General features: G+C 58.0%; 23 protein-coding genes and 1 tRNA gene. 14 read left to right on the forward strand and 10 right to left on the reverse strand.

What is annotated here, in order from left to right; all coding sequences use genetic code 11:
* Window positions 1-129: 129 nt before the first annotated feature.
* Window positions 130-720 (forward strand): hypothetical protein, encoded by a 591-nt coding sequence (locus P1P91_RS09040; protein ID WP_311882085.1) that lies wholly within the window; start codon window positions 130-132, stop codon window positions 718-720.
* Window positions 721-786: 66 nt separating this feature from the next.
* Here the strand turns inward: P1P91_RS09040 and P1P91_RS09045 are convergent, their stop codons facing one another.
* A complete protein-coding gene (locus tag P1P91_RS09045; protein ID WP_311882087.1) occupies window positions 787-1755 on the reverse strand; it encodes a serine/threonine protein kinase in 969 nt (322 codons plus the stop codon).
* Window positions 1756-2204: 449 nt separating this feature from the next.
* Between P1P91_RS09045 and P1P91_RS09050 the strand changes: the two genes are divergently transcribed.
* Complete coding sequence (locus tag P1P91_RS09050; protein ID WP_311882089.1) at window positions 2205-2756, forward strand: hypothetical protein; 552 nt, start codon at window positions 2205-2207, stop codon at window positions 2754-2756.
* A gap of 33 nt (window positions 2757-2789) precedes the next feature.
* Here the strand turns inward: P1P91_RS09050 and P1P91_RS09055 are convergent, their stop codons facing one another.
* On the reverse strand, window positions 2790-4136 hold the full coding sequence (locus P1P91_RS09055) for a phospholipase D-like domain-containing protein (protein WP_311882090.1): 1347 nt from the start codon (window positions 4134-4136) through the stop codon (window positions 2790-2792).
* A gap of 37 nt (window positions 4137-4173) precedes the next feature.
* Window positions 4174-4437 (reverse strand): BsuBI/PstI family type II restriction endonuclease, encoded by a 264-nt coding sequence (locus P1P91_RS09060; protein WP_311882091.1) that lies wholly within the window; start codon window positions 4435-4437, stop codon window positions 4174-4176.
* A gap of 79 nt (window positions 4438-4516) precedes the next feature.
* Here P1P91_RS09060 and P1P91_RS09065 point away from each other — a divergent pair, with 79 nt between their 5' ends.
* The 4 genes from P1P91_RS09065 to P1P91_RS09080 all read left to right on the forward strand — a co-directional run bounded on the left by P1P91_RS09065 (window position 4517) and on the right by P1P91_RS09080 (window position 6611).
* Complete coding sequence (locus P1P91_RS09065) at window positions 4517-4885, forward strand: IS5 family transposase (protein ID WP_311882093.1); 369 nt, start codon at window positions 4517-4519, stop codon at window positions 4883-4885.
* The gene (locus P1P91_RS09070) at window positions 4861-5121 is read left to right on the forward strand and encodes a transposase (RefSeq protein WP_311882094.1); all 261 of its coding nucleotides are present in this window, start codon (window positions 4861-4863) and stop codon (window positions 5119-5121) included. The genes P1P91_RS09065 and P1P91_RS09070 overlap by 25 nt, the downstream gene beginning before the upstream one ends.
* Window positions 5122-5229: 108 nt before the next feature.
* Window positions 5230-6426: an IS4 family transposase gene (locus tag P1P91_RS09075; protein ID WP_311882096.1), complete on the forward strand. Its 1197-nt coding sequence runs from the start codon at window positions 5230-5232 to the stop codon at window positions 6424-6426.
* On the forward strand, window positions 6414-6611 hold the full coding sequence (locus P1P91_RS09080; protein ID WP_311882097.1) for a transposase: 198 nt from the start codon (window positions 6414-6416) through the stop codon (window positions 6609-6611). The genes P1P91_RS09075 and P1P91_RS09080 overlap by 13 nt, the downstream gene beginning before the upstream one ends.
* A 3-nt stretch (window positions 6612-6614) precedes the next feature.
* On the opposite strand, the gene P1P91_RS09085 is transcribed toward P1P91_RS09080, so the two are convergent.
* The 4 genes from P1P91_RS09085 to P1P91_RS09100 form a co-directional block, all read right to left on the reverse strand.
* Window positions 6615-6875, reverse strand: coding sequence for a hypothetical protein (locus P1P91_RS09085; RefSeq protein WP_311882098.1), 261 nt, complete (start codon window positions 6873-6875; stop codon window positions 6615-6617).
* A gap of 12 nt (window positions 6876-6887) precedes the next feature.
* Window positions 6888-8177 (reverse strand): SMODS domain-containing nucleotidyltransferase, encoded by a 1290-nt coding sequence (locus P1P91_RS09090; RefSeq protein WP_311882099.1) that lies wholly within the window; start codon window positions 8175-8177, stop codon window positions 6888-6890.
* Complete coding sequence (locus P1P91_RS09095; protein ID WP_311882101.1) at window positions 8177-8755, reverse strand: SLATT domain-containing protein; 579 nt, start codon at window positions 8753-8755, stop codon at window positions 8177-8179. Before P1P91_RS09095 ends, P1P91_RS09090 begins: the two co-directional genes overlap by 1 nt.
* A 333-nt stretch (window positions 8756-9088) precedes the next feature.
* Window positions 9089-9751 (reverse strand): ComF family protein, encoded by a 663-nt coding sequence (locus tag P1P91_RS09100; protein ID WP_311882102.1) that lies wholly within the window; start codon window positions 9749-9751, stop codon window positions 9089-9091.
* Between the two features lie 256 nt (window positions 9752-10007).
* On the opposite strand from P1P91_RS09100, the gene P1P91_RS09105 reads away from it, so the two are divergent.
* The 7 genes from P1P91_RS09105 (at window position 10008) to P1P91_RS09135 (ending at window position 15921) form a co-directional block, all read left to right on the forward strand.
* A tRNA-Leu gene (locus P1P91_RS09105) sits at window positions 10008-10092 on the forward strand.
* A gap of 266 nt (window positions 10093-10358) precedes the next feature.
* Window positions 10359-10988, forward strand: a complete 630-nt coding sequence (locus P1P91_RS09110; RefSeq protein WP_311882104.1) for a hypothetical protein — start codon at window positions 10359-10361, stop codon at window positions 10986-10988.
* A 229-nt stretch (window positions 10989-11217) separates the two neighbouring features.
* Window positions 11218-12090, forward strand: a complete 873-nt coding sequence (locus P1P91_RS09115) for a hypothetical protein (RefSeq protein WP_311885759.1) — start codon at window positions 11218-11220, stop codon at window positions 12088-12090.
* 161 nt (window positions 12091-12251) lie between these two features.
* Entirely contained in the window at window positions 12252-12797 is a 546-nt protein-coding gene (locus P1P91_RS09120; RefSeq protein ID WP_311882106.1) for an FxsA family protein, read from the forward strand.
* A 244-nt stretch (window positions 12798-13041) separates the two neighbouring features.
* Window positions 13042-13335: a co-chaperone GroES gene (locus tag P1P91_RS09125; RefSeq protein ID WP_311882108.1), complete on the forward strand. Its 294-nt coding sequence runs from the start codon at window positions 13042-13044 to the stop codon at window positions 13333-13335.
* Between the two features lie 56 nt (window positions 13336-13391).
* Window positions 13392-15044 (forward strand): chaperonin GroEL, encoded by a 1653-nt coding sequence (groL, locus tag P1P91_RS09130; RefSeq protein ID WP_311882111.1) that lies wholly within the window; start codon window positions 13392-13394, stop codon window positions 15042-15044.
* A 127-nt stretch (window positions 15045-15171) separates the two neighbouring features.
* Complete coding sequence (locus P1P91_RS09135) at window positions 15172-15921, forward strand: RNA methyltransferase (protein ID WP_311882112.1); 750 nt, start codon at window positions 15172-15174, stop codon at window positions 15919-15921.
* Here the strand turns inward: P1P91_RS09135 and P1P91_RS09140 are convergent.
* On the reverse strand, window positions 15918-17264 hold the full coding sequence (locus P1P91_RS09140) for a Na+/H+ antiporter family protein (protein ID WP_311882113.1): 1347 nt from the start codon (window positions 17262-17264) through the stop codon (window positions 15918-15920). The genes P1P91_RS09135 and P1P91_RS09140 overlap by 4 nt on opposite strands.
* Before the next feature lie 244 nt (window positions 17265-17508).
* Between P1P91_RS09140 and P1P91_RS09145 the strand changes: the two genes are divergently transcribed.
* Window positions 17509-19050, forward strand: a complete 1542-nt coding sequence (locus P1P91_RS09145; protein ID WP_311882115.1) for a cation:proton antiporter domain-containing protein — start codon at window positions 17509-17511, stop codon at window positions 19048-19050.
* On the opposite strand, the gene P1P91_RS09150 is transcribed toward P1P91_RS09145, so the two are convergent.
* The gene (locus P1P91_RS09150; RefSeq protein ID WP_311882116.1) at window positions 19047-19865 is read right to left on the reverse strand and encodes a peptidylprolyl isomerase; all 819 of its coding nucleotides are present in this window, start codon (window positions 19863-19865) and stop codon (window positions 19047-19049) included. The two genes, P1P91_RS09145 and P1P91_RS09150, sit on opposite strands and share 4 nt — an antisense overlap.
* Window positions 19866-19904: 39 nt before the next feature.
* Entirely contained in the window at window positions 19905-20588 is a 684-nt protein-coding gene (gene narI, locus P1P91_RS09155; RefSeq protein WP_311882118.1) for a respiratory nitrate reductase subunit gamma, read from the reverse strand.
* Window positions 20589-20593: the final 5 nt, after the last annotated feature.

The following is a 20593-nucleotide window of genomic DNA, read 5'->3' on the forward strand; positions in this document are numbered from 1 at the left end:
CCTGAAGATGGCATCCGGGTGGCTCGCCCGGGGGGGGCGCCGGGCCATCGGCAACATCTCATGCTGTGATATAATCACCCGCATTATCGACCCGTCACTTCGTAGCTACCCAATACGCGAGACACTGCCATGCCTTCCACCAACATGCCTTTCTTCTCCGCCCGCGCGGGCGCCAGCGTTCTGCTAGCGGCGCTGCTGGCCGCGCCGGCCGGCGCCTTCGCCGCCACGCTCAGCCTGCCCGCTGACGCCACCGTGGGGGTTGAAGTCGTCGATACCATCAGCTTTGCCGGCGGCGAGTCCCGCCAGGAAGGTATTTTATTAAGGCCGGCTGATATTAGCCAGGCCTCGGCCACCCTGCCCGAATACTGCGTCATCGTCGGCGATGCCCAGCGCGACGATGACCGCATGCGTATCACCGCCCACGACGTCACCTGCATCGAAACCGACAGCGCCGCAAGCTCGATTTTTTCCGGCGAAATCGAGGCTTCGGCCTACGACAGCGACGGCCAGTACGGTATTCACTGCGAAGGCAACGACTGCCGCCTGCCCGCCGGGCACGCCTTTGCCCTGACCCTGGGCGCGCCGCTTGATATCACCGAGCAGGCCAACCCCTCGGAAGAAATCAACAAGCAGCGCCGCGAGGCCAGCGGCGAGGGCGTGGCCAACCCCATTCCTTCAGAGCGGCCCGACCCCGAAGACAGCCAGAGCGCCGAGGACTGAGCGGCCCGTTGCCTTAGCCGCGTGGAATCGGCACTCCTGTTTCTGCTTCCCCCGGCTCGCCTGCCTTCAGGCGAGCCAGCGCGTTGACTCCAGCCGTACCCGCTGCTGCTCCAGCTGGCGGATATGCTCATCCCAATAGCCGCTCTCGCCAAGCCAGGGGAAAGCCCGGGGGAAAGCGGGATCTTCCCAGCGCGCTGCCAGCCAGGCGCTGTGGCGCACCATGCGGTGGCTGCGCAGCGGCTCGATCAGCTCAAGCTGCTCGTGGGGAAACGCCCGCTCTTCTTCGTAGCCTTCGCTGATTTCGCTCAGCTGGGCGCGCCAGGCGTCGGGATCCCCGGTGGGCAGCAGCATCCAGATATCGTGGATAGCCGGCGCCATCAGGCAGTCATCGAAGTCCACCAGGGTAAAAGCCTCGTCGCGCCCGAGGATATTGCCCAGATGGCAGTCGCCGTGACAGCGCGTCAGCGCCGGCATGGAATAATCTTCAAGCGCCTTCACCAAACGGGTGGTTATTGCCTCGTAGGCGCGCCGCTGCTGCTTGCCCAGCCAGCCGCCGGCCAGCACCTCGGCGCTGGCCCGGGCAATATCCGCCGCCGGAGAAAGCTGCGGCCGATGGCTGAAGACGCTGCGGCCGGCAACGTGGTGCAACCGTCCGATAAGCCCGCCCAGCGCAAACAGGTGGGCGGGGTTGTCAAGCTCCGGCGCCTGCCCCGGCTGCTGGGGAAACAGCGCGAAGGCAAAGCCGTCGAACCGGTGCAGCGTTTTCCCGCCGGCCAGGCGCACCGGCGCCGCCACGCTGACGCCAGCGGCGCGAAGCTCGAGCAAGTAGTCGTGCTCTTCCTGAATGACGTCTGCGCTCCAGCGCCCCGGGCGGTAGAACTTGACCACCCAGCGCTTGCCTTCATCGTCGCCGAACATCAGCACGCGGTTTTCGTAGCTGTTCAGCGCAAAGGGTTCGCCGGCCGGGTACACACCGACCGACTCGATGGCCGCCATGACGACGGACGGCGATAAGGCGCTAAAGGCGTGGTTCATGGAAGGCTCCGCCGGACAAAAGGCCATGGTATCAGGACGCGCCGAGCGATGTGCGCGCCAGCGCATAGACCTCCACTTCCCGGGCGCCGGCTTGGCGAGCGGCCAGCGCCAGGGCGTTGACCGTGGCCCCGGTGGTCATGACAACATCCAAAACTTAAGTTGTCTAACCATAAACCCATGATTTTAGATCATTTTTTTAAAAAACCTCTTGTCCACTTACCTAAGGAACAACTCTGGCTTCAGGACCACAGGGACAACTCTGCACATTGATGGCTGGCCGTCTCCCACCAAGAGAGCTCAAGCCATCTTCTAATGCTATAGATTCTACTTTAGGTTAATCATGAATCTTGAAATTGACCCTAATCATATTATGACCTAATTTAACCTTTCTTTGAGGACAAGGAGCTAGGGAAAACGTCTATAAAAACGGAAAACGTTGGGAACAGGCAATGATTAGAATAGCAATATCCTTATTTAGCATGATGCTTCTCGCGGGATGTATGACCGTAACAGGGGCTCCTAGAGAAGAGAATGTTGTCTACAACGAAACAAGCACAGAGCAGGCAGGCTCCGCACTGTCAGATTCGGTCTCACTGGGAGAAGTTAGTGAATTCCCCGGCATGAGTGTTATTACATTGTCATTCAAAACAAACCCAAACCTTGATGATGATGAATTCAAAGAATTCCTGAGACAAAGCTTAGATAATGCTGGCCTTTTAGGTGAGGGTTACGTGCTGGATGCCAAACTTGTTGACAGCGACAATTGGGGACTTGGGCTTGATCTTGGACTAGGCGAGCTAACTAGGAACCTAGCTGTCGAATACACACTTAAAAATCCAGATAACGAAGTAGTATATTCAGAAGTAATCGTTGGCGATGGTGAAATCACTAATTACAACTTCTTCTGGCCTTACCACTTGATTGAAAGGGAGGCTGCTGAGAAAGGATACAAAGATAATATCAGGCAGCTAATTGAAGAGTTAAAATCATACGAAACTTAATATTTAGCCCCGCAAGTGCGGGGCTTTTTTTCACTAATGTATTTTAACATCATACCCAAGAGCTCGTAGCCCCTTACTCGTTCTACCATTTCGAGGCGGACAAAGCTCTGGTCTTGCCCAACCAGTCATTTCGGATATCTGGTTGATACCAAAATGGGGAAACTTCCGCTTCTCGCTATATGCTGCCTCAAATAGCCTATCTACAATATCTTCGGGTTTACCTGTATCCATGACATAAACCAGCAAGTCTTTAATGGTTTGGCCTGACTGATTCTTCCTTGCCCACAACCATTCAGCAAAGGCTTCAACCCGCTGTTCCATTGGAACACGAGCCTCGTCAATACCCAATGTCTCCAACCGCATACGTTTAACGTGGTCAGCGGTGGAGTGGTTCGCTTTGCAGATCTCAGCAAAGCCCTCAACCGTTAAGTCGCCTATGTTCTCTTTTGACAGCAACTCATGGATTACAGGAGCTCTCTCATGGCAGTTATGGTCTTCATCGGATGGGGGCTCTGGCAGTCGTGACCACCACTTCAAGCCAGCCTCTAAGGCTTTCGCTGGATCTGCCTTATTTTGGGCATGGAAGTCTTCGTAGGGATGCTTTGCACCATCCTTCACTTCATTGTAATAGTAGGCATGTAAGAATTGATCAGCCTGCCACTCTGCGGGAACACTCTCGTTGAGCCATGCAGGACGATACTGTGGAGCCTGTCTGGCGATGTTTCGGAGATAAGATAGTCCATCGCCCCACTCCCTGATAAAGCGGGTTCTGTGGGCATCATAGGCTTTCTCAGGGGTCGTATGAGTCGCTGGACCTTCCCATACTCCATGCTTCCTCTTCTTCAGGCTGGCCTCGTCAATTTGTCGCAACTGACTTCTTCTCATCTCGTATAGAGCTTCTTGCTCTAGGATAACCTCTTCCGTCAGTGGGAATATTTCCTCATACGTAGACAAATTCTCAAAAAACAACTCTAACTGGCCTAATGAGTCATCGGCAGATAGCTCTTCTTCACTAAGAAACACTCCAAACTCAATATTGGTAAGCCAAGCCCGCCCTGTCAGGTTAGCTGAACCGATATAAGCTCCATACCCCTTCCACCAAATCACTTTAGAGTGAAGAACATCAGGAACTAAGTTACAGAAAATATTATTCCCTACATTTTCCAACAACTTTCTTAGTAAGTTTGGCGACACTGGAACAGTATGGTCATACCGCATCCAGACATCTAGGCGAAGCTTATTTTTCAAACAATTTTCGATCAGAGTGGTTGCATCGCTCCCATAGGCAATAGCTGCCTTCACAAGCTCAACATCGTCATCACTCGATGGCAACACATCACGAAGGTATGAGCCGTTGACCTTGTTTCCATAAAACTTCATAAGTCTCCTTCTCCCTTTGCATCCATCCAGAACTCGACTACCGTGCCTGTATCACAGGCTTATCATCGTAATGAATCATGTGATCGGGCTCATTGGCTATCCATACTTTAGTGCCCCATGCTATTTGGTCAGCCACCTCGGCAAAATCATGCCTGTCAGAGAACACTGTGATTAAACTTACCCCAAGCCTGCACAACCGTAGTGACTCATCAAGAAGCTTCTTTTTATTTTCAGTGATAACACCACCAACTTCATTGAATACAACTAAGTCAAGATTTTCATTAGATCGATCAAGTAACACTAGGCCAAGAAAGCTAGGGTGTGTTAACAATCATTAGTTTCGTTTAAACTGATTTAGTATTCATAGATTTTGGTGGGCCATGAGTCGGTTGAAGTTACGCGATGATCAGTGGGAGCGAATCGAGCACCTGCTCCCCGGCAAAGCCTCAGACTGTGGGGTAACTGCCAAGGACAATCGCCTGTTCGTGGAAGCCGTGCTCTGGATCGCTCGGACCGGCGCCCCGTGGCGTGATCTTCCCGAATCTTTTGGGCGCTGGCACACCGTCTACATGCGGTATAACCGTTGGTCACGAAAGGGCGTTTGGCAGCGTATTTTTGACACAGTAGCCGACGATCCCGATCTAGAGCAGCTGATGATCGACGGTAGCATCGTCAGGGTGCACCAGCATGGAGCGTCAAAAAAAACACGCAAGACGTCGAAGCCATGGGCAAATCTCGAGGCGGATTGAGCACCAAAATTCATGCCGCAGTCGATGCGTTAGGTAACCCAGTACGATTGGTTCTCACACCGGGCCAGGCGTCGGAGTATGGTGCTGCTCCCGCTCTACTGGAAGGTTTTTCCCCGCAAGCGGTGCTGGGCGACAAGGGGTATGACTCCACTGCTCTGCGGGACATGATTCAGGCCGCAGGTGCCGAGCCGGTGATTCCTCCGAAAAAGAATCGTTTGGCGCGCATTGAAGTCTGAGGAATCCCCATGAAATGGGTAATAAAATCAGCATGATAGGATTGAAAAAGCCTGCATGAGTCATGCATGTTGTGAGTTACGACACACAACAACATGCGAAGGAGACCCATGCAGGCCCCTCGATTCTTGCATAACTTGCTGACGTCTTCACTCTCCGTGATCCATGCCAAGCGGCTACAGACCGTCCTCGATACCGTTGGCGCTCTGCTGGGCGAGCGACGTCTGGGATTAACGGCCATTGGCCGTGCGTTGCCGAGCTCGACGGATGCCAAGCACGCCATCAAACGAGTCGATCGACTATTAGGCAACCCTCACCTTCATCAGGAACGACCGCTGTTCTATTGGCTCATGGCCTCGCTGCTGATCGGCCATACAACGCGCCCACTGATTCTGGTGGACTGGTCGCCGATTGATGACCGCGGCAGGCATTTCCTGCTGCGTGCGGCGGTGCCCTTCGCCGGGCGATCGCTGCCCATCTTCGAGAAGGTTCATCACAAGGAAGGATGCCCATACTGTGAAGCCTATCTGCTGGATGCGCTGGCAAGGATCCTGCCCGACAAGGCCACGCCGATCCTGGTGACCGATGCCGGCTTTCGTAACCCGTGGTTTCGGGCCGTTGAAGCGCGCGGCTGGTATATCGTTGGACGGGTCCGTCAGCCCGCCCGTTACCAGGCGTCAGGCGAAGCATGGCAACCCGTGAAGACCCTGTTTCAACACGCGACATCGGAACCGCAGGCGTGGGGCTCCGTCCGGATCGCCGAAAACCATCCGTTCCGCGCTCAGATGGTGCTCTATTATCGACCGCCACGGGGACGTAAGCATCGCAATAAACAAGGCCGGATCTCTCGGGACGGCGGCAGCCGGACGATCGCCCGGCGTCAGCAGGAGCCCTGGGTGCTGGTCAGCAATCTGCCGGACCGCTCAACGCTGGCGAATAAAGTGGTAACGATCTACCGACAGCGCATGCAGATTGAGGAAGGGTTCCGCGATGTCAAAAGTCCCTTGTTCGGGCTGGGCTTCGGCATGCATCAGTCTCGCCAGGGCAAGCGCATCGAGGTCCTGCTGCTGATCGCCATGTTGGCGAACGTGGCCATGATGGTGGCCGGCCTGGATGTCCGAGCCCGGGGGCAACAGCGGCGCTATCAGAGCAACAGTATCCGGCACCGGAGCGTGCTTTCCGTGTGGCGCCTGGGCTTGGAATGTCTTCGTCGTCATCAACCCGACGCCGTGCCTTGGCCTGCTTGGACAACCCTCCGAGCACGACTTCGCGAGGAAGTCAGGGAGCAGAGCCTATGCGGCGAGTAGCAACATATTCGTGGGGATTCGTCAGCATTGAAGTAGACTGGCACTGTTACCAAGATCGCAATCTGGTGGAGAGGTTCTTTCAGAAAATCAAGAAGTTCCGGCGGTTATCTACACGCTATGAGCGACTGGCAAGAAACTACCAGTCACTCCTCTGCCTCGTGTCAGCCGCCATATGGCTGGCCTAATTGTTAACGCCCCCTAGAAACATCAGAGGAATGCAGACCTATATTATTCAAAGCATATTCATCAATAAATCTCGACTGCTCCATTACATCTGAAAGCCCGAAAAATACAACCTTATAATTTTTAGGGAACAAGCCGAATCTATAGCGGTTCAAAAACCCAGAAACCACAGAAGCCCGATGGCTTCCCAAAAGGGCAGGACTAATAAAATCTGACAACAAAATTTCATCAACCCTCATTTCATCTGCCCCGCCATAAACATCCATTTAAAATAAAAATCAAATAGGAACCTTTATCTTATCTCTTGCCACACATACACCTTCGACTACAGCATAACACTCTACAAAGTGATCGCCAGAAAAGGAAGTGCTCTCACTATGCTTACCATCTGCATTACCTTGTCTTATCTGCCCCCGTATCTGATCTCTTGCTACAGCCCACTCTCCTTTATTTCTTACTTTCCAATAATAGGTAACGGACTTAGGGATTTTGTCAATACATTTAACATAGAAATTCAATCTTTTTCCGGTAGGTATCTTAAAATCAAAAACTTTTGACAGCTTCTCTTTGAGCAATCCTTCCGCATTTATCTCACAATCAATGACAATTTTATACTTAATATTAACCGGAAACAGGTCCTCTATGAATTGCTCGGTATCAGTGTAAGAAACAGCACGATCCGATTTTTCCACATTTTCCGTTAAATTACTCTCAAGAGGAAACGACCTACCAAAAACAGCTCGCCACTTTTTGTCAGGACTGTCATCATCAAGAGCTTCCTCACACCGCCTTAAAGCTTTTTTGGCTTTCGGATGAAAATTTGCCTTTTTATACACATGAGAACCACTACCTGGTGCTCTCCAGTATTCTTTATCTTGGTCTTGATCGACTAAAAAACCGAAAAAATCACGAACCATGTGTTTGTATGAGCTATAAGAAGAAGAATCATAATCACTAGTAGATCGAATAAAATGATAGCCTAAAGTATCTACTAGTATGCCACTCATTGGCACACCATGCTCGTTTTTCCATGCACGAACCATCTTACACAACACCCTCAAGTTTTTGTTCTTTGAATCATTCACCTCTTTCATTTTTATCTGCTCTGCAACAGGGTCACACTCTCGCCACCTCCCCCCGTCTCCTGTGTCTGGATACTTATAACTTCCGTTGGCATACCGGAATGCTGGAACCAACTCAATAACATGACCTTTAGTAAACTTTACTGCAACAATTTGCCCATCGACCTTTATATCTGAGTTTCTATACGTATCTTTTAAAGCATTGCATACTTTTGAGAGAAGCTTGTATTGTTTATTTCCAGAATACCCTTGCACTTCATCATGAAGTGACCAAGGCAATTCGAATATCATATCCAGATCACTTACACCATTGATTGCGGTGTAACGTCCGTATGAGCCAACTTGACGACAGTGGACAAAATCTGAATCTGTATCCCAGAACCTCTTATTAAGCGACTTTGTTATTCTCTTATAGCTCGTCGAAATACTCTCAGCATTTTTGACGGATAAATTTTCACGAAACTGAGAAAACAACTTACTACTCATCAGCAAACTTCAAACAGGATAGCTAAAAGGCTCATTAAGATAAGCACACAAGCCACGTAAGCAGAAAGAGGTATTTTATCTCTCCAGAAAGAAAATGACCTGTATTGTTCTATCCAGCTTGTCTGCATTTGCCAAAAGAACTTATAGTGAGCATATGCATCGCTGATAAAAATCTGCTTACTAATAGCCACCCCTTGGAACTCTCTATCAATATCTTTCAATTCATTGATGTAGCCACCTAATGACCCACTTGCATCATGCTCAACCCTTGCACAAAGCCCCTTTAAATCATGAAAGTATCCAGTCAGCTTCTTACCCACCGCCTCATACTCCTCTTTATGATTGCGATAAGGCTCTATATACAAAGCTGAAATACCAAATATTATTAGAAGGGCAGACGATAGAGAGTTTAGCTCAAACTCAGTAGCTAGAGCTATGATACCGATAGCTATTGAAAGAAATGAAATCCAGCCAGGAGCTTTGCAGATAATATCATAAGTTGCTAAGTGTTTTTTAGCACCAAACCCAACATCATACCCTTTTTCTGCAATTTGTTTCAGCAAGTCTTCCTTTTCCATTCAGTCCCCCTGCGATATAGCTAATTTAAAATTATATAACATACTGGCATATTTACATGAAAATTCATATGTGCTGGATTCCGTGTGATTGACTTTCTATCCGGTTTCCCGTGGGGTCGCAGAAGGATAAAGACAGTCAGGGTGTGAGCAATTCTTTGGCTCAACATGGCTATATCACCTTTGTTGAAATTATCCCGTGCCACACACCATACCTTGCCCCAGTAAACTTAAGCTCATTCTACTTCATGAAAGGCAAGCTCAACAAAACTGCTCACGGATGAATGTAGCTGACTGATATTAAAGGAATAAATCAGAGAAATACTGAGTTGTACCCTAGGTAGCGGACATCACGTCATCGACCAGAGCTACCCGCTCGGGTAACGGACTTGCCACATCGAACGCCTCCGCTAGGTTGGCAAAGCGCTCGCCGCGGGAGAGCGGACGCTGGCTCGGCGTATCCGTTCGCCGGCTGGCCTCAAGCACGGGAAGCCCCAGCCGCGTGCCCAACCGGTCGGCCAGCCACCGGGCCTGATTGAAGCCGCGCTGCCGCGCCCTTGCCGGATGCAGCGGCACCGGCAGCAGCGCCTCCGCCGGCGCCTCGTCCAGCGCCGAGGCAAAGAGCTCTACCAGCAGCGTCCCGGCCCGGGGCGAAGCGTGAAACTTGAAGTCCTGCACCAAATCGCGCACTGCGCCCTGATACGCAAGCGGCACCCGGGCCCGCGCAAAGGCCGGCGGCGCCTCGCGGCAGTGACGGCACAGCGTCGCCACCCAGTTCAGCGGTTCGGCACACAGGCGGCAGCCGTAGGTATTCCAGGCAAGCTCGCGGTAGCAGGGCAGGCACCAGCTTTGCCCCGGCGCCGGCTCACCCAGGCAGAACGCGCAGTGCCCGGGCAAGGCCCGGCGCAGAAGGTTTTCCAGCGCCGCCAGCGCGCCAGCCGCCTTGTTCCCCACCCCTCGGCCGCTCGCCGCCCGCCTTTTATGGGCAACTGGGCGCATCTTTTCCCTCCCTTCGCTGTCCCGGCTGCTCGACGTTTTCCGCCCAGCGTTCAGGGCTATCGCAGTTAGAGCCCTGGCTGAGCCGTCAACAGGTCTGCAAGGAAGCGCCATGGATCCCTCCCTGGCCTACCTACGCCGTCCAGGGCGTAGAACCCCCTTTTCGACCTGTCTCCGGCTTTGCGGACATAACCAGCTGCGAGAGCCCTGCGCCAGCGTTGACTTTACGCTCATGGTCAGTAAAATCCGCATTCGATCTGCGGATGTGGTGGAATTGGTAGACACGCTAGATTTAGGTTCTAGTGCCGCAAGGCGTGGGAGTTCAAGTCTCCCCATCCGCACCATCTTATCACTTGGCTACCTGATTTTACTGCTTTTCATAAGCCTACCTGCCTAAAATCAAACGTCCATTAGGCAGAATCTAGCGTGCCCTCCACACCTTTACTTGCCAATGTCGCCCCGCTTCAACGTCTAGCCGTCTGTCAACACCGCCGTTTATCCGGTGCCGGGCAAAACGCTGCCTGCTTTCGGGTATAGCACTCTGTTCTTGCTCTGTCTTTCTAACTACAATCGGTTTCAATAACTAACGCTTAACAATAAGGAAAAAACCATGGATTGGCTCAACGAAAACGGCCAGGCCATTTCGGCTATCACCAGCGTCGTGACGGTGTTCGTGTGGATATTTTATGCCCAGCTGCTGTACGACGGCTACGCGCGTCAGCGGCGCCCGCGGATCATCGTCAACCGCGGCAAGGGCGTCGGCCTGGAGGCGCTGTGCCTGATCAGCAACATGAGCACCGAACCCATTTACGTACAGCACCTGATTGCCGTGCTGTGCACCCGGGATAAAAGCTACAGTCTGGACGTGGTCGAGTACCAGCAGGAAGGCGATGAAGAAGCACAAGGCGACTATCGCACCCAGCAGGGACCGCTGGCTTCCGGCGACTATCTCCACATTCAGTCATTCGACTTGATCCTGCACCAGCTAGCCCGTTACTGGGAGCTCGACGACGACATTCTGGACCAGGAAGATCTCAAGCTCAGCATACGCGTCGTTGCTATCTACGGCTCCGAAGACATGCCCACCGGCGCCTGGCGCTCCTTCCGGGTGAACCGCACTGCCTCGCCCGTCCACCAGCTGGTGCCTGAAACCATCGACACCCACCGCATGAGCGGCAAGCGCAAGCGCAAGCGCGTGATGGACTGGGCCAAGGAGATCGAAATCCACAAGGTCTACTGACTCCGGCAGTGATCACGACAACCCCGGGAAGGCCTGCCGGCAAAGCTACGGCGCCGGCACCGCGCCGCGCCCGATATTTGGATAATGCGGCATGACATTACGCTTTGCCTCTCTGTTGCTTGCGCTGCTGGTCTACGCCCTGCCCGGCCATGCCGGCGCCGAATCCGGCGTCCCCGCCGGGCCGGCCGACAGCGACCTGCCCGACTGGGCCATCGAACAGGTCGAGCCGATGCGCGACCACCTGGGCACCTGGGTCGACAACACCTCGCGCAGCCTCGACGGCTTTTTCGGCACCCCGGAAAGCCACGACGTCGATAACGAGTCCTACCTGCGCATCGGCCACGAGGTCGACTGGATGGAAGGCGACGGCGTGGACAACGATTTCAACCTGCGCTACCGGGTCGATTTGCCCACGGCGGAAGAACGCCTGCGGCTGATCATCGAAAGCGACCCCGAAGAAACCCAGGGCACGCTTGCCGAGCAGGGGTCGGGGCGGCTGGCCAACGACCAGCGTGACCGGCGCACCTCGACGCTGGGCCTTGGCTGGCTGGAAAAAAGCGACAAGCGCAAGCGCTGGAGCAACCGCGTTAGCGCCGGCGTGCGCCTGCGGCTGCCGCTGGATCCCTACGTGCGCTTCACCAGCAAGCGCCTGTGGCAGCTAAGCGACGGCCCCTGGCAGCTGGAGTCCGACAACCGCCTCTCCTGGTTCAACCACAACGGCTACTCCGCGCGCACCCGCTGGGACGTCGGCCGGCCGCTGTCGACTTCCCGCCACCTGCGCTTTATCACCAACGTGCAGTGGCGCGAGGAGGAAGATACCCTGGAATACGGCGAAACCGCCGAGCTCAACCATCGGATCAATCACCGCAGCGCTCTGCGCTACTCCGCCATCGCCATCGGTGAAAGCGCCTCCAGCCCGCGCATGACCGACTACTACCTGCAAACCCGCTACCGGCGCGATCTGCACAAGGGCGTACTCTTTGCCGACGTCATCCCCGAGCTGCACTTCCCGCGCGACACCGGCTACGAATCGCGCTGGGCCATGTCCGTGCGACTGGAAATGTACTTTCAGCGCCGGCTGACCCGAAACTACTTCAACTAGCCAAGCTCTCGTGGCTGCCCGGTCGAACCCTTGTTTTACCCGCGCCCTGCCACCATATTTCGGGCAACGATCCCCAGGACGACCTTGACACCACCCTACCAGCCGCGTCACTCATCCTGTCACGCCTTGGTATTACCGTTTGAGCGAGCCGGAGTCAGCCCATGCCGATACTGCTTTTCATCACCCTGTTCACCCTGCTCGATTTTGTCGTGCTGTTCAGCATCGGCGGCCAGATCGGGCTTCTGGCCACCCTCGCGCTGGTACTGATCACCGGCATCGGCGGTCTGCACCTGATCCGCCGCCAGGGGGCCTATACCTTTGCCCGGGCGCAGGCGCGCTTCAGCGCCGGCGAGCTGCCCTCAAGCGAGCTTGCCACCGGCGCGGCGCTCATATTCGGCGGCGCCCTGCTTATGGCGCCGGGGTTCCTGTCCGACGCCCTGGGCCTTGCCTGCTTGATCCCCGATGCCCGGCGGCTGCTGCTCAGGCTGCTCACCTGGCTTGGCTTTCGCGCCAGCGTTGCCGGCTATCAGCAAGAGCGCCCGCCTTTCCACACTCGCCGCCAGGCCGGCGACCCCGGCGACTGGAACAACGCCCGTCCGCGGCATCGCCAAAAAGACTCGACCTCCCGCGATGACCCTCGGCAAAAAAAAGACGACCCGCTGGAAGGCGAGTTTATCGCCCGGGATGAGGCGTCGCGGCGGCGTTAGCGGGCACAATCGCTAGCGTCATGAAAAAAGTCGCTTTTTTTCATTTGTGCCCCTTGAAAGGCTGTTGTCAGCCCCCATTTTTTAGCCAGCACACGGAATCGACGGAGCCGACACGGCTTCGTCATTAACAGAGAAGGTACCCGGTGCCTTCGGTCTCTTGGCCGGCTCGGCCGGCAAGAGCCACATGAAAATCGCCTGCAAAGGCACTTTGTCGAGACTTACCGTCAATACCAGGAGAGCGTGAATGAATATCCGTCCCTTGCACGACCGCGTCGTTATCCGTCGCGTCGAAGAAGAACAGACCACCGCTGGCGGCATCGTGCTTCCGGGCAACGCCCAGGAAAAACCCACCCGCGGCGAGGTGCTGGCAGTGGGTAACGGCCGGATCCTCGACAGCGGCGACGTGCGTCCGCTGGACGTGAAAGTCGGCGACACCGTGATCTTCAAGGACGGCTTTGGCGTTGAGAAGGAAGAAATCGACGGCGAAGAAGTCCTGATCATGAGCGAAGCCGACGTTCTGGCCGTTGTCGAAGGCTAATCGCTCCGCGCTTTTACATTTCTCGTTGACCTTTTTATCGTTCAGGGAAAATCAACATGGCAGCTAAACAAGTCAAGTTCTCCGATGATGCTCGCAAACGCATGGCCAATGGCGTTGACATCCTTGCCAACGCGGTAAAAGTGACGCTGGGTCCCAAGGGCCGCAACGTCGTGCTGGACAAGTCCTTCGGCGCCCCCAACGTGACCAAGGACGGCGTCTCCGTGGCCAAGGAAATCGAGCTCAAGGACAAGTTCGAGAACATGGGCGCGCAGATGGTCAAGGAAGTCGCTTCCCAGACCTCCGACGCCGCCGGTGACGGCACCACCACCGCCACCGTTCTGGCCCAGGCCATCGTGGCCGAAGGCCTGAAAGGCGTTACCGCCGGCATGAACCCCATGGACCTCAAGCGTGGCATCGACCACGCCGTCACCGCCGCGGTCAAGGAAATCCAGTCGCTTTCCGTGCCCTGCTCCGAGTCCAGCTCCATCGCCCAGGTTGGCACCATTTCCGCCAACGGCGACAAGGACATCGGCGCAATCATCGCTGACGCCATGCAGAAAGTCGGCCAGGAAGGCGTGATCACCGTCGACGAAGGCCGCGGCTTTGACAACGAGCTGGAAGTCGTCGAAGGCATGCAGTTCGATCGCGGCTACCTCTCGCCCTACTTCGTCACCAACCAGGAAACCATGGCGGTCGAGCTGGAAGACCCCTACATCCTGCTGGTCGACAAGAAGATCTCCAACATCCGCGAACTGCTGCCGACGCTGGAAGCCGTTGCCAAGGCCAACAAGCCGCTGGCGATTATCGCCGAAGACATCGAAGGCGAAGCGCTGGCGACCCTGGTGGTCAACAACATGCGCGGCATCGTCAAGGTAGCCGCGGCCAAGGCGCCGGGCTTCGGCGACCGCCGCAAGTCCATGCTCCAGGACATTGCCATCCTTTCCGGCGGCACGGTGATTTCCGAAGAAGTCGGCCTGACCCTTGAGCAGGTGACCCTTGACCATCTGGGCACGGCGAAGCGCATGACCATGTCCAAGGAAAACACCACCATCATCGACGGCAACGGTGCCGAGGCGGACATCGAGGCGCGCGTCAACCAGATCCGCGCCCAGATCGAGGAAACCTCGTCCGACTACGACAAGGAAAAGCTCCAGGAACGCGTGGCCAAGCTGGCCGGCGGCGTCGCCGTCATCCGCGTGGGCGCGGCTTCCGAAGTCGAGATGAAAGAGAAGAAGGCCCGGGTGGAAGACGCTCTGCACTCTACCCGCGCGGCGGTCGAGGAAGGCGTCGTGCCCGGCGGCGGTGCTGCCCTGGTACGCGTACTCAACCGCGTTCAGGGCCTGACCGGCGACAACGAAGACCAGAACCACGGCATCAACATGGCCCTGCGCGCCATGGAGTCGCCGCTGCGTCAGATCGTCATCAACGCCGGCGAAGAGCCCGCGGTCATCATCAACCGCATCAAGGACGGCGAAGGCAACTTTGGCTACAACGCCCAGACCAGCGAATTTGGCGACCTGTTCGACATGGGCGTGATCGACCCGGCCAAGGTAACCCGCAGCGCGCTGCAGTCGGCGGGCTCCGTTGCCGGCCTGATGATCACCACCGAGTGCATGATCGCCGACGATCCGGACGAGCAGGAAGGCGGCGCCGCTGCTCCGGACATGGGCGGAATGGGTGGCATGGGCGGAATGGGCGGCATGATGTAAGCCGTCAGCCCGGCCTGCCCGCGAGCCTGTATGAAAGGCTCGCCCGTAAAAAGAACCCCGCTTCGGCGGGGTTTTCTGTTTTCATGGCCGCTCCCGGCCCTCGTTTTACCACTCAGGAGGCGCTATTGTGCTATCCCGAATCCGCATCGTGCTGGTGCAGACCTTCCACCCCGGCAACATCGGCGCCGCCGCCCGGGCGATGAAGACCATGGGGCTATCCGAGCTTGTACTGGTCAACCCGCGCGCCTTTCCCGACGACGAGGCCACCCGAATGGCCGCCGGTGCCGCCGACGTTGTGGGCAATGCCCGAGTGGTAGGCGCCGTTGACGAGGCCGTGGCCGACTGCGTGCAGGTGATCGGCGCCAGCGCCCGGCTGCGCAGCCTGCCGCTGCCCCACTTTGACGAGCCGGATGTCATGGCGAAAAGCGCGCTCGATAACGCCCGGGGCGCGCCGGTGGCGCTGGTGTTCGGCCGCGAGCGCTCGGGGCTCACCGCCGACGAGATTCGCAGCTGCACCCACCAGGTCAGCATTCCCGCCAACCCCGACTACGGCATTTTGAATCTCGCCCAGGCGGTGCAGATACTCGCCTACGAGCTGCACCGGGCCTGGCGTACCCGGGAAGACAGCGGCTTTGTCTACCAACTACCTACCAGGGCCGCGCTGCCCACCCGGGAGCAGTTCGGCCACTTTCAGCGCCACCTCCACGAGGTGATGGAAAAAAGCGGCTTTTTGACCCAGCCCCACGCCCGCACCGAAGCGCAGCTGCAGGCGCTGTTTGCCCGGGCCGAGCCCTCGCGCCGCGAGCTATCGCTACTCCGGGGGCTGCTCAGCGCCCTGGAACCCCAAAACTCGGGCCGCTCGGGAAAGACGGACTAGAGCATCATCGACGCCGCCCAGCCAAAGGCGATCATCGGCAGGTTGTAGTGCAGGAACGTCGGCACCACGCTGCCCATGATGTGATCGTGCTGGCCGTCGATGTTGAGCCCCGAGGTGGGCCCCAGGGTGGAGTCCGACGCCGGCGAGCCGGCATCGCCAAGGGCGGCCGCCGTGCCCACCAGCACGGTGGTGGCCAGCGGCGAAAAGCCGAACTGCACCGCCAGCGGCACGAAGATCGCAGCGATAATCGGGATCGTGGAAAACGACGAGCCGATGCCCAGGGTGATGAACAGCCCCACCAGCAGCATGGCAATGGCGGCCAGGCCGCGGTTGTCGCCGAACAGGGAAAAGGCGCCCTGAACCAGGGTGTCGATCTCGCCGGTGGTTTTCATGACCTCGGCAAAGCCGGCCGCGGAGATCATGATAAAGCCGATCATCGCCATCATGCGCATGCCGCTGGTAAAAAGATCGTCGGCCTCGCGCCATTTAAAAATGCCGCCCAGGGACAAAAGCGCGATGCCCACCAGGCCACCGAGGATCATCGAGCCGCTGTAAAGCTGGAGGCCAAGCGCCGCCACAATGGCAAGTCCGGACATCACAAGCCCCAGCGCGTGAGGCGCGGGGGCGGAGTGGCCGTCGCCGCTGCCAACGCCGGCGACCTCTCGGGTCTCGTAGGCGCGCGGCCGGCGATAGCTGACAAACACCGCCACGGCGAGTCCCACGGCCATGCCGCTCACGGGCACCGCCATGGCCAGCGGCAGCATGCCCCGGGTGATCTCAAGCCCCAGCGGCGCGCCGGCGCTGTTGATGTTGGCCAGCAGAATATCGTTGAGAAAAATCGAGCCAAAGCCCACCGGCAGCAGCATATAGGGGGCAGTGAGGCCAAACGTCAGCGCGCAGGCAATGGCCCGGCGGTCCAGGTTCAGCTGGTTCATCACCTTGAGCAGCGGCGGAATCAGGATGGGGATGAAGGCGATGTGCACCGGGATCAGGTTCTGGGACGAGATCGCCACCAGCAGCACCGCGCCCAGCAGCAGATACTTGACCCGAGCCTGGCGGGCAGCGTCGGCCTCCTGGCCCAGCATGGCGATCAGCCGGCGAGCCAGCATGTCCGGCAGGCCCGAGCGCGAAATGGCCACGGCAAAGGCCCCGAGCGTGGCGTAGGCCAGCGCCACCTGGGCGCCGCCGCCCACCCCTTCGTTGAAGGCGTCAAGGGTCTGCTCAAGGGACAGCCCGCCGGCAAAGCCGCCCACCAGCGCCCCGACGACCAGAGCAAACACCACGGAAACCCGCGCCAGCGCGAGAGCGACCATCACCAACACGGCGAGAATGACTGCGTTCATCGGCAATATCCAGAAACGTCAGAAGTGAAAAGAAGCCAGAAAAGGCGCCCGATTTTAGCAGATAAAATGCCGCTCGCCGCTGGTGTTGACGACGAGAGACGGTAAAATGCTGGCGCGCTTCGCCACTTCTACGGGGGCACCGCCGATCGCCGCGCCGCTCTCAGGGAGACCAACGCCGCTATGCCTTACGCCAATATGCTCGCCCTAAAAAACCCGGGCGCCGCTGCCATCAAGCCTTACCCTCATGCTTGAAGTCGTCACGCTGTCGTTTGCCTTCGTGTTCGGCATTCTGGTGCGCCAGATCGGGCTGCCGCCGCTGGTGGGCTTTCTTGCCGCGGGGTTTGCGCTCAACGCCTTCGGCCCCGCCGTGGGGCTCCCCGCCGATGCCGGGCCGATTCTCGAGCACACCGCGCACCTGGGGGTGCTGCTGTTGCTGTTCACCATCGGGCTCAAGCTCAATATCAGGAACCTGGTCGAGCCGGTGGTGCTGGGCAGCGCCCTTGCCCACCTGCTGGTCAGCGGCGCGGTGTTTACCGCCGGCTTTACCTGGCTGGCCGGCCTGCCTCTGGAAACCGCCATTCTGCTGTCCATTGCGCTGTCGTTTTCCAGCACCGTGCTCGCGGCCAAGGTGCTGGAGAGCAAGGGCGAGCTGCGCGCCTTCCACGGGCGCATTGCCATCGGCATTCTGGTGATGCAGGATTTGATCGCGCTGGCCGTGCTCAGCGTTTACAGCGGGCAAACGCCCTCCCTCTGGGCGCTCTGGGTGCTGGCGCTGCCGCTGTTGCGCCCGCTGTTCTACTGGCTGATGCGGGTGGCCGCCCACGACGAGCTTCTGGTGCTGATGGGCGTGGTGCTGGCCGTGGCGGCCGGCGGCATGGGCTTTCAGGCGGTGGGGCTGAGCTCCGAGGTGGGGGCGCTGGCCATGGGTCTGGTGCTCTCCCGCCACCCTCGGGCGCAGGAGCTGTCCCAGGCGCTTTGGGGCATCAAGGAAGTGTTTCTGATCAGCTTTTTTTTGCAGATCGGCATGTCCGGCCTGCCGGATGCCGAGGCGCTAACCTTCGCCGTTATCTTCGCCCTGCTGCTGCCGCTCAAGGGCGTGCTGTTTGCCGCCCTGCTCATCGCCTTTCGGGTGCGGGCGCGCAACGCCTTTCTCGGGGGCTTGAGCCTGGCGGCCTACAGCGAGTTCGGCCTGATCGTCGCCGCCAGCATCATGGAAGAATGGCTGGTGCCGCTGGCGGTCACCGTGGCGCTGTCCTTTGTTATCGCCGCTCCGCTCAACCGCTTTGCTCACGGGCTTTTCGACCGCCTGGAAAAATACCTGGTGCGCTTTGAAACCAACACCCGCCACCCGGACGAACAGCCCGCCGACCTGGGCCAGGCCAACGTTCTGGTACTGGGCATGGGGCGCACTGGCAGCGCGGCCTACGACTTTTTTGTCGAACAGGGCGTAAGCGTCATCGGCCTTGACTCGGATCCCAACAAGGCCGGACAGAAAGACCGCCATGTGCTCTACGCCGACGTCGAAGACGCCGGCTTCTGGCATCACCTGGACATGTCAAAGCTGAAAGCCGTTACCCTTGCCATGCCCACCGTCGAAAGCAAGCTGATGGCCACCCAACAGCTGAGAAAGGGCGGTTTTCACGGCAATATCATCGCCGGCCTGCACTATCAGGACGAAGCCGACACCCTCCAGGCCGCGGGCGTCAACCATACTTACCTGCTGATGTCCGGCGCGGGCATCGGCATTGCCGAAAAAACCTGCGAGTGCCTCAAGGCCCAGGCCTAGCGCATCAGGCTGGCGCCGCTGTCGTCATCCAGCGCCACGCCCTGCACGCCGATGTCGGATTCCAGCGCCAGCAGATAGTGGCGCAGGCCGCGCCTTGTCGCCTGCTCGTGCAGGCTCAGGCGCACCTGTTCGGCTACTTCTTCGTAGGGCAGCTGGCGACTTTCTTCCCGGTGATCCACCACTACCAGATGCCAGCCGTAGCGCGAAGCCAGAGGACGGTCGTGCAGGCCCACCGGCAGGTGCTTGAGCGCCCGGTCGAGCTCGGCCACGGTCTGCCCGGGCATGAGCCGGCCCAGACTCCCGCCGTCGTCTCTGGACGGGCAGTCCGAGTGGCGCTGGGCCAGCTCGGTCATGCGCTCGGGGTGTTCGCCAAGCTCGGCAAGCAGCTTGACGCCCAGATGATACTGGGCGTCCCGGGCCTCGGCGTCGTCCGGCGGCGCGGCCAGCAGAATATGGCGCACGTCGAGCTGTACCGGCTGGCTGAAGCGTTCGGGATGGGCTTCGTAAAAGCGCCGGCAGTCGTCCTTTGCCGGCTCGGGCACCGCAAGCTCGGCTTCCAGCAGCTCGGCGATGGCCTCATCCGCCGCTTCCGCTTCGCTGTCTTGCGCCGCCAGACCCAGCATCTGGGCGCGCTGGTGCAAAAGCTCGCGCACCACCAGCGCGCGGGCAGCCTTGAGCTGGGCGCTGCCGGCGCTGTCCGCCGGATGGTACTGCATCTCGGCAGCAATCTCGGCCTCGCTGATCTCGCGGCCGCCGACGCTCACCGGCGGGGGCGTTGACGCCCCCGGCAGCTGTTCTACATCGATCATCTGCATGGCGATACCTTTATCTCTGTCGAATCATGCCCCGGGGCTTTATCCCCGCTTGCGCACCAGCTGATAGCGCCGGGTGACGTAGCCGAACGGCACGCTCCAGACGTGTACCAGGCGGGAAAACGGAAACAGCAGAATAATGGTCAGGCCGAGGAAGACGTGAAGCTTGTAGATCCAGGCCACGTCGGCCATGTAGTCCGCCGCGCCGCCGCTGAAGAACACGATGGCCTGGGCCCAGGAAGCCAGGGTCAGCATCATCGCGCCGTCCAGGTGGCCCAGCGAGAAGAACACGGTGATCACGCCGAGGGCGGCCTGAAGCACCAGGATGGCCAGAATCAGGGTGTCCATGGTGCTGGAAGACGCCTTGACCCGGGGGTTATACAAACGCCGATACAGCAGCATGCCGCCGCCGATCAGCACCATCACCCCTGCGATGCCGCCGATGACGATCGCCACGATCTGCTTGGCTCCGGCGCTGATGAAGGGCGCGTAGACCCAGTGCGGCGTGAGCATGCCGAACAGGTGGCCAAAGAAGATCACGATAATGCCGATGTGAAAGACGTTGCTTGCCAGGCGCATGTTCTTTGACGACAGCATCTGGCTGGAGCCGGTCTTCCAGGTGTACTGCCCGTAGTCGAAACGCAAAAGGCTGCCCACCAGAAACACCGTCCCGGCCAGATACGGATAGTAGCCGTAGATCAGGTGCTGAAGGTATTCGATAAACATGGCGT

Origin of the sequence: Halomonas piscis (genome assembly GCF_031886125.1) — a bacterium.
GTDB classification, from domain to species: domain Bacteria; phylum Pseudomonadota; class Gammaproteobacteria; order Pseudomonadales; family Halomonadaceae; genus Vreelandella; species Vreelandella piscis.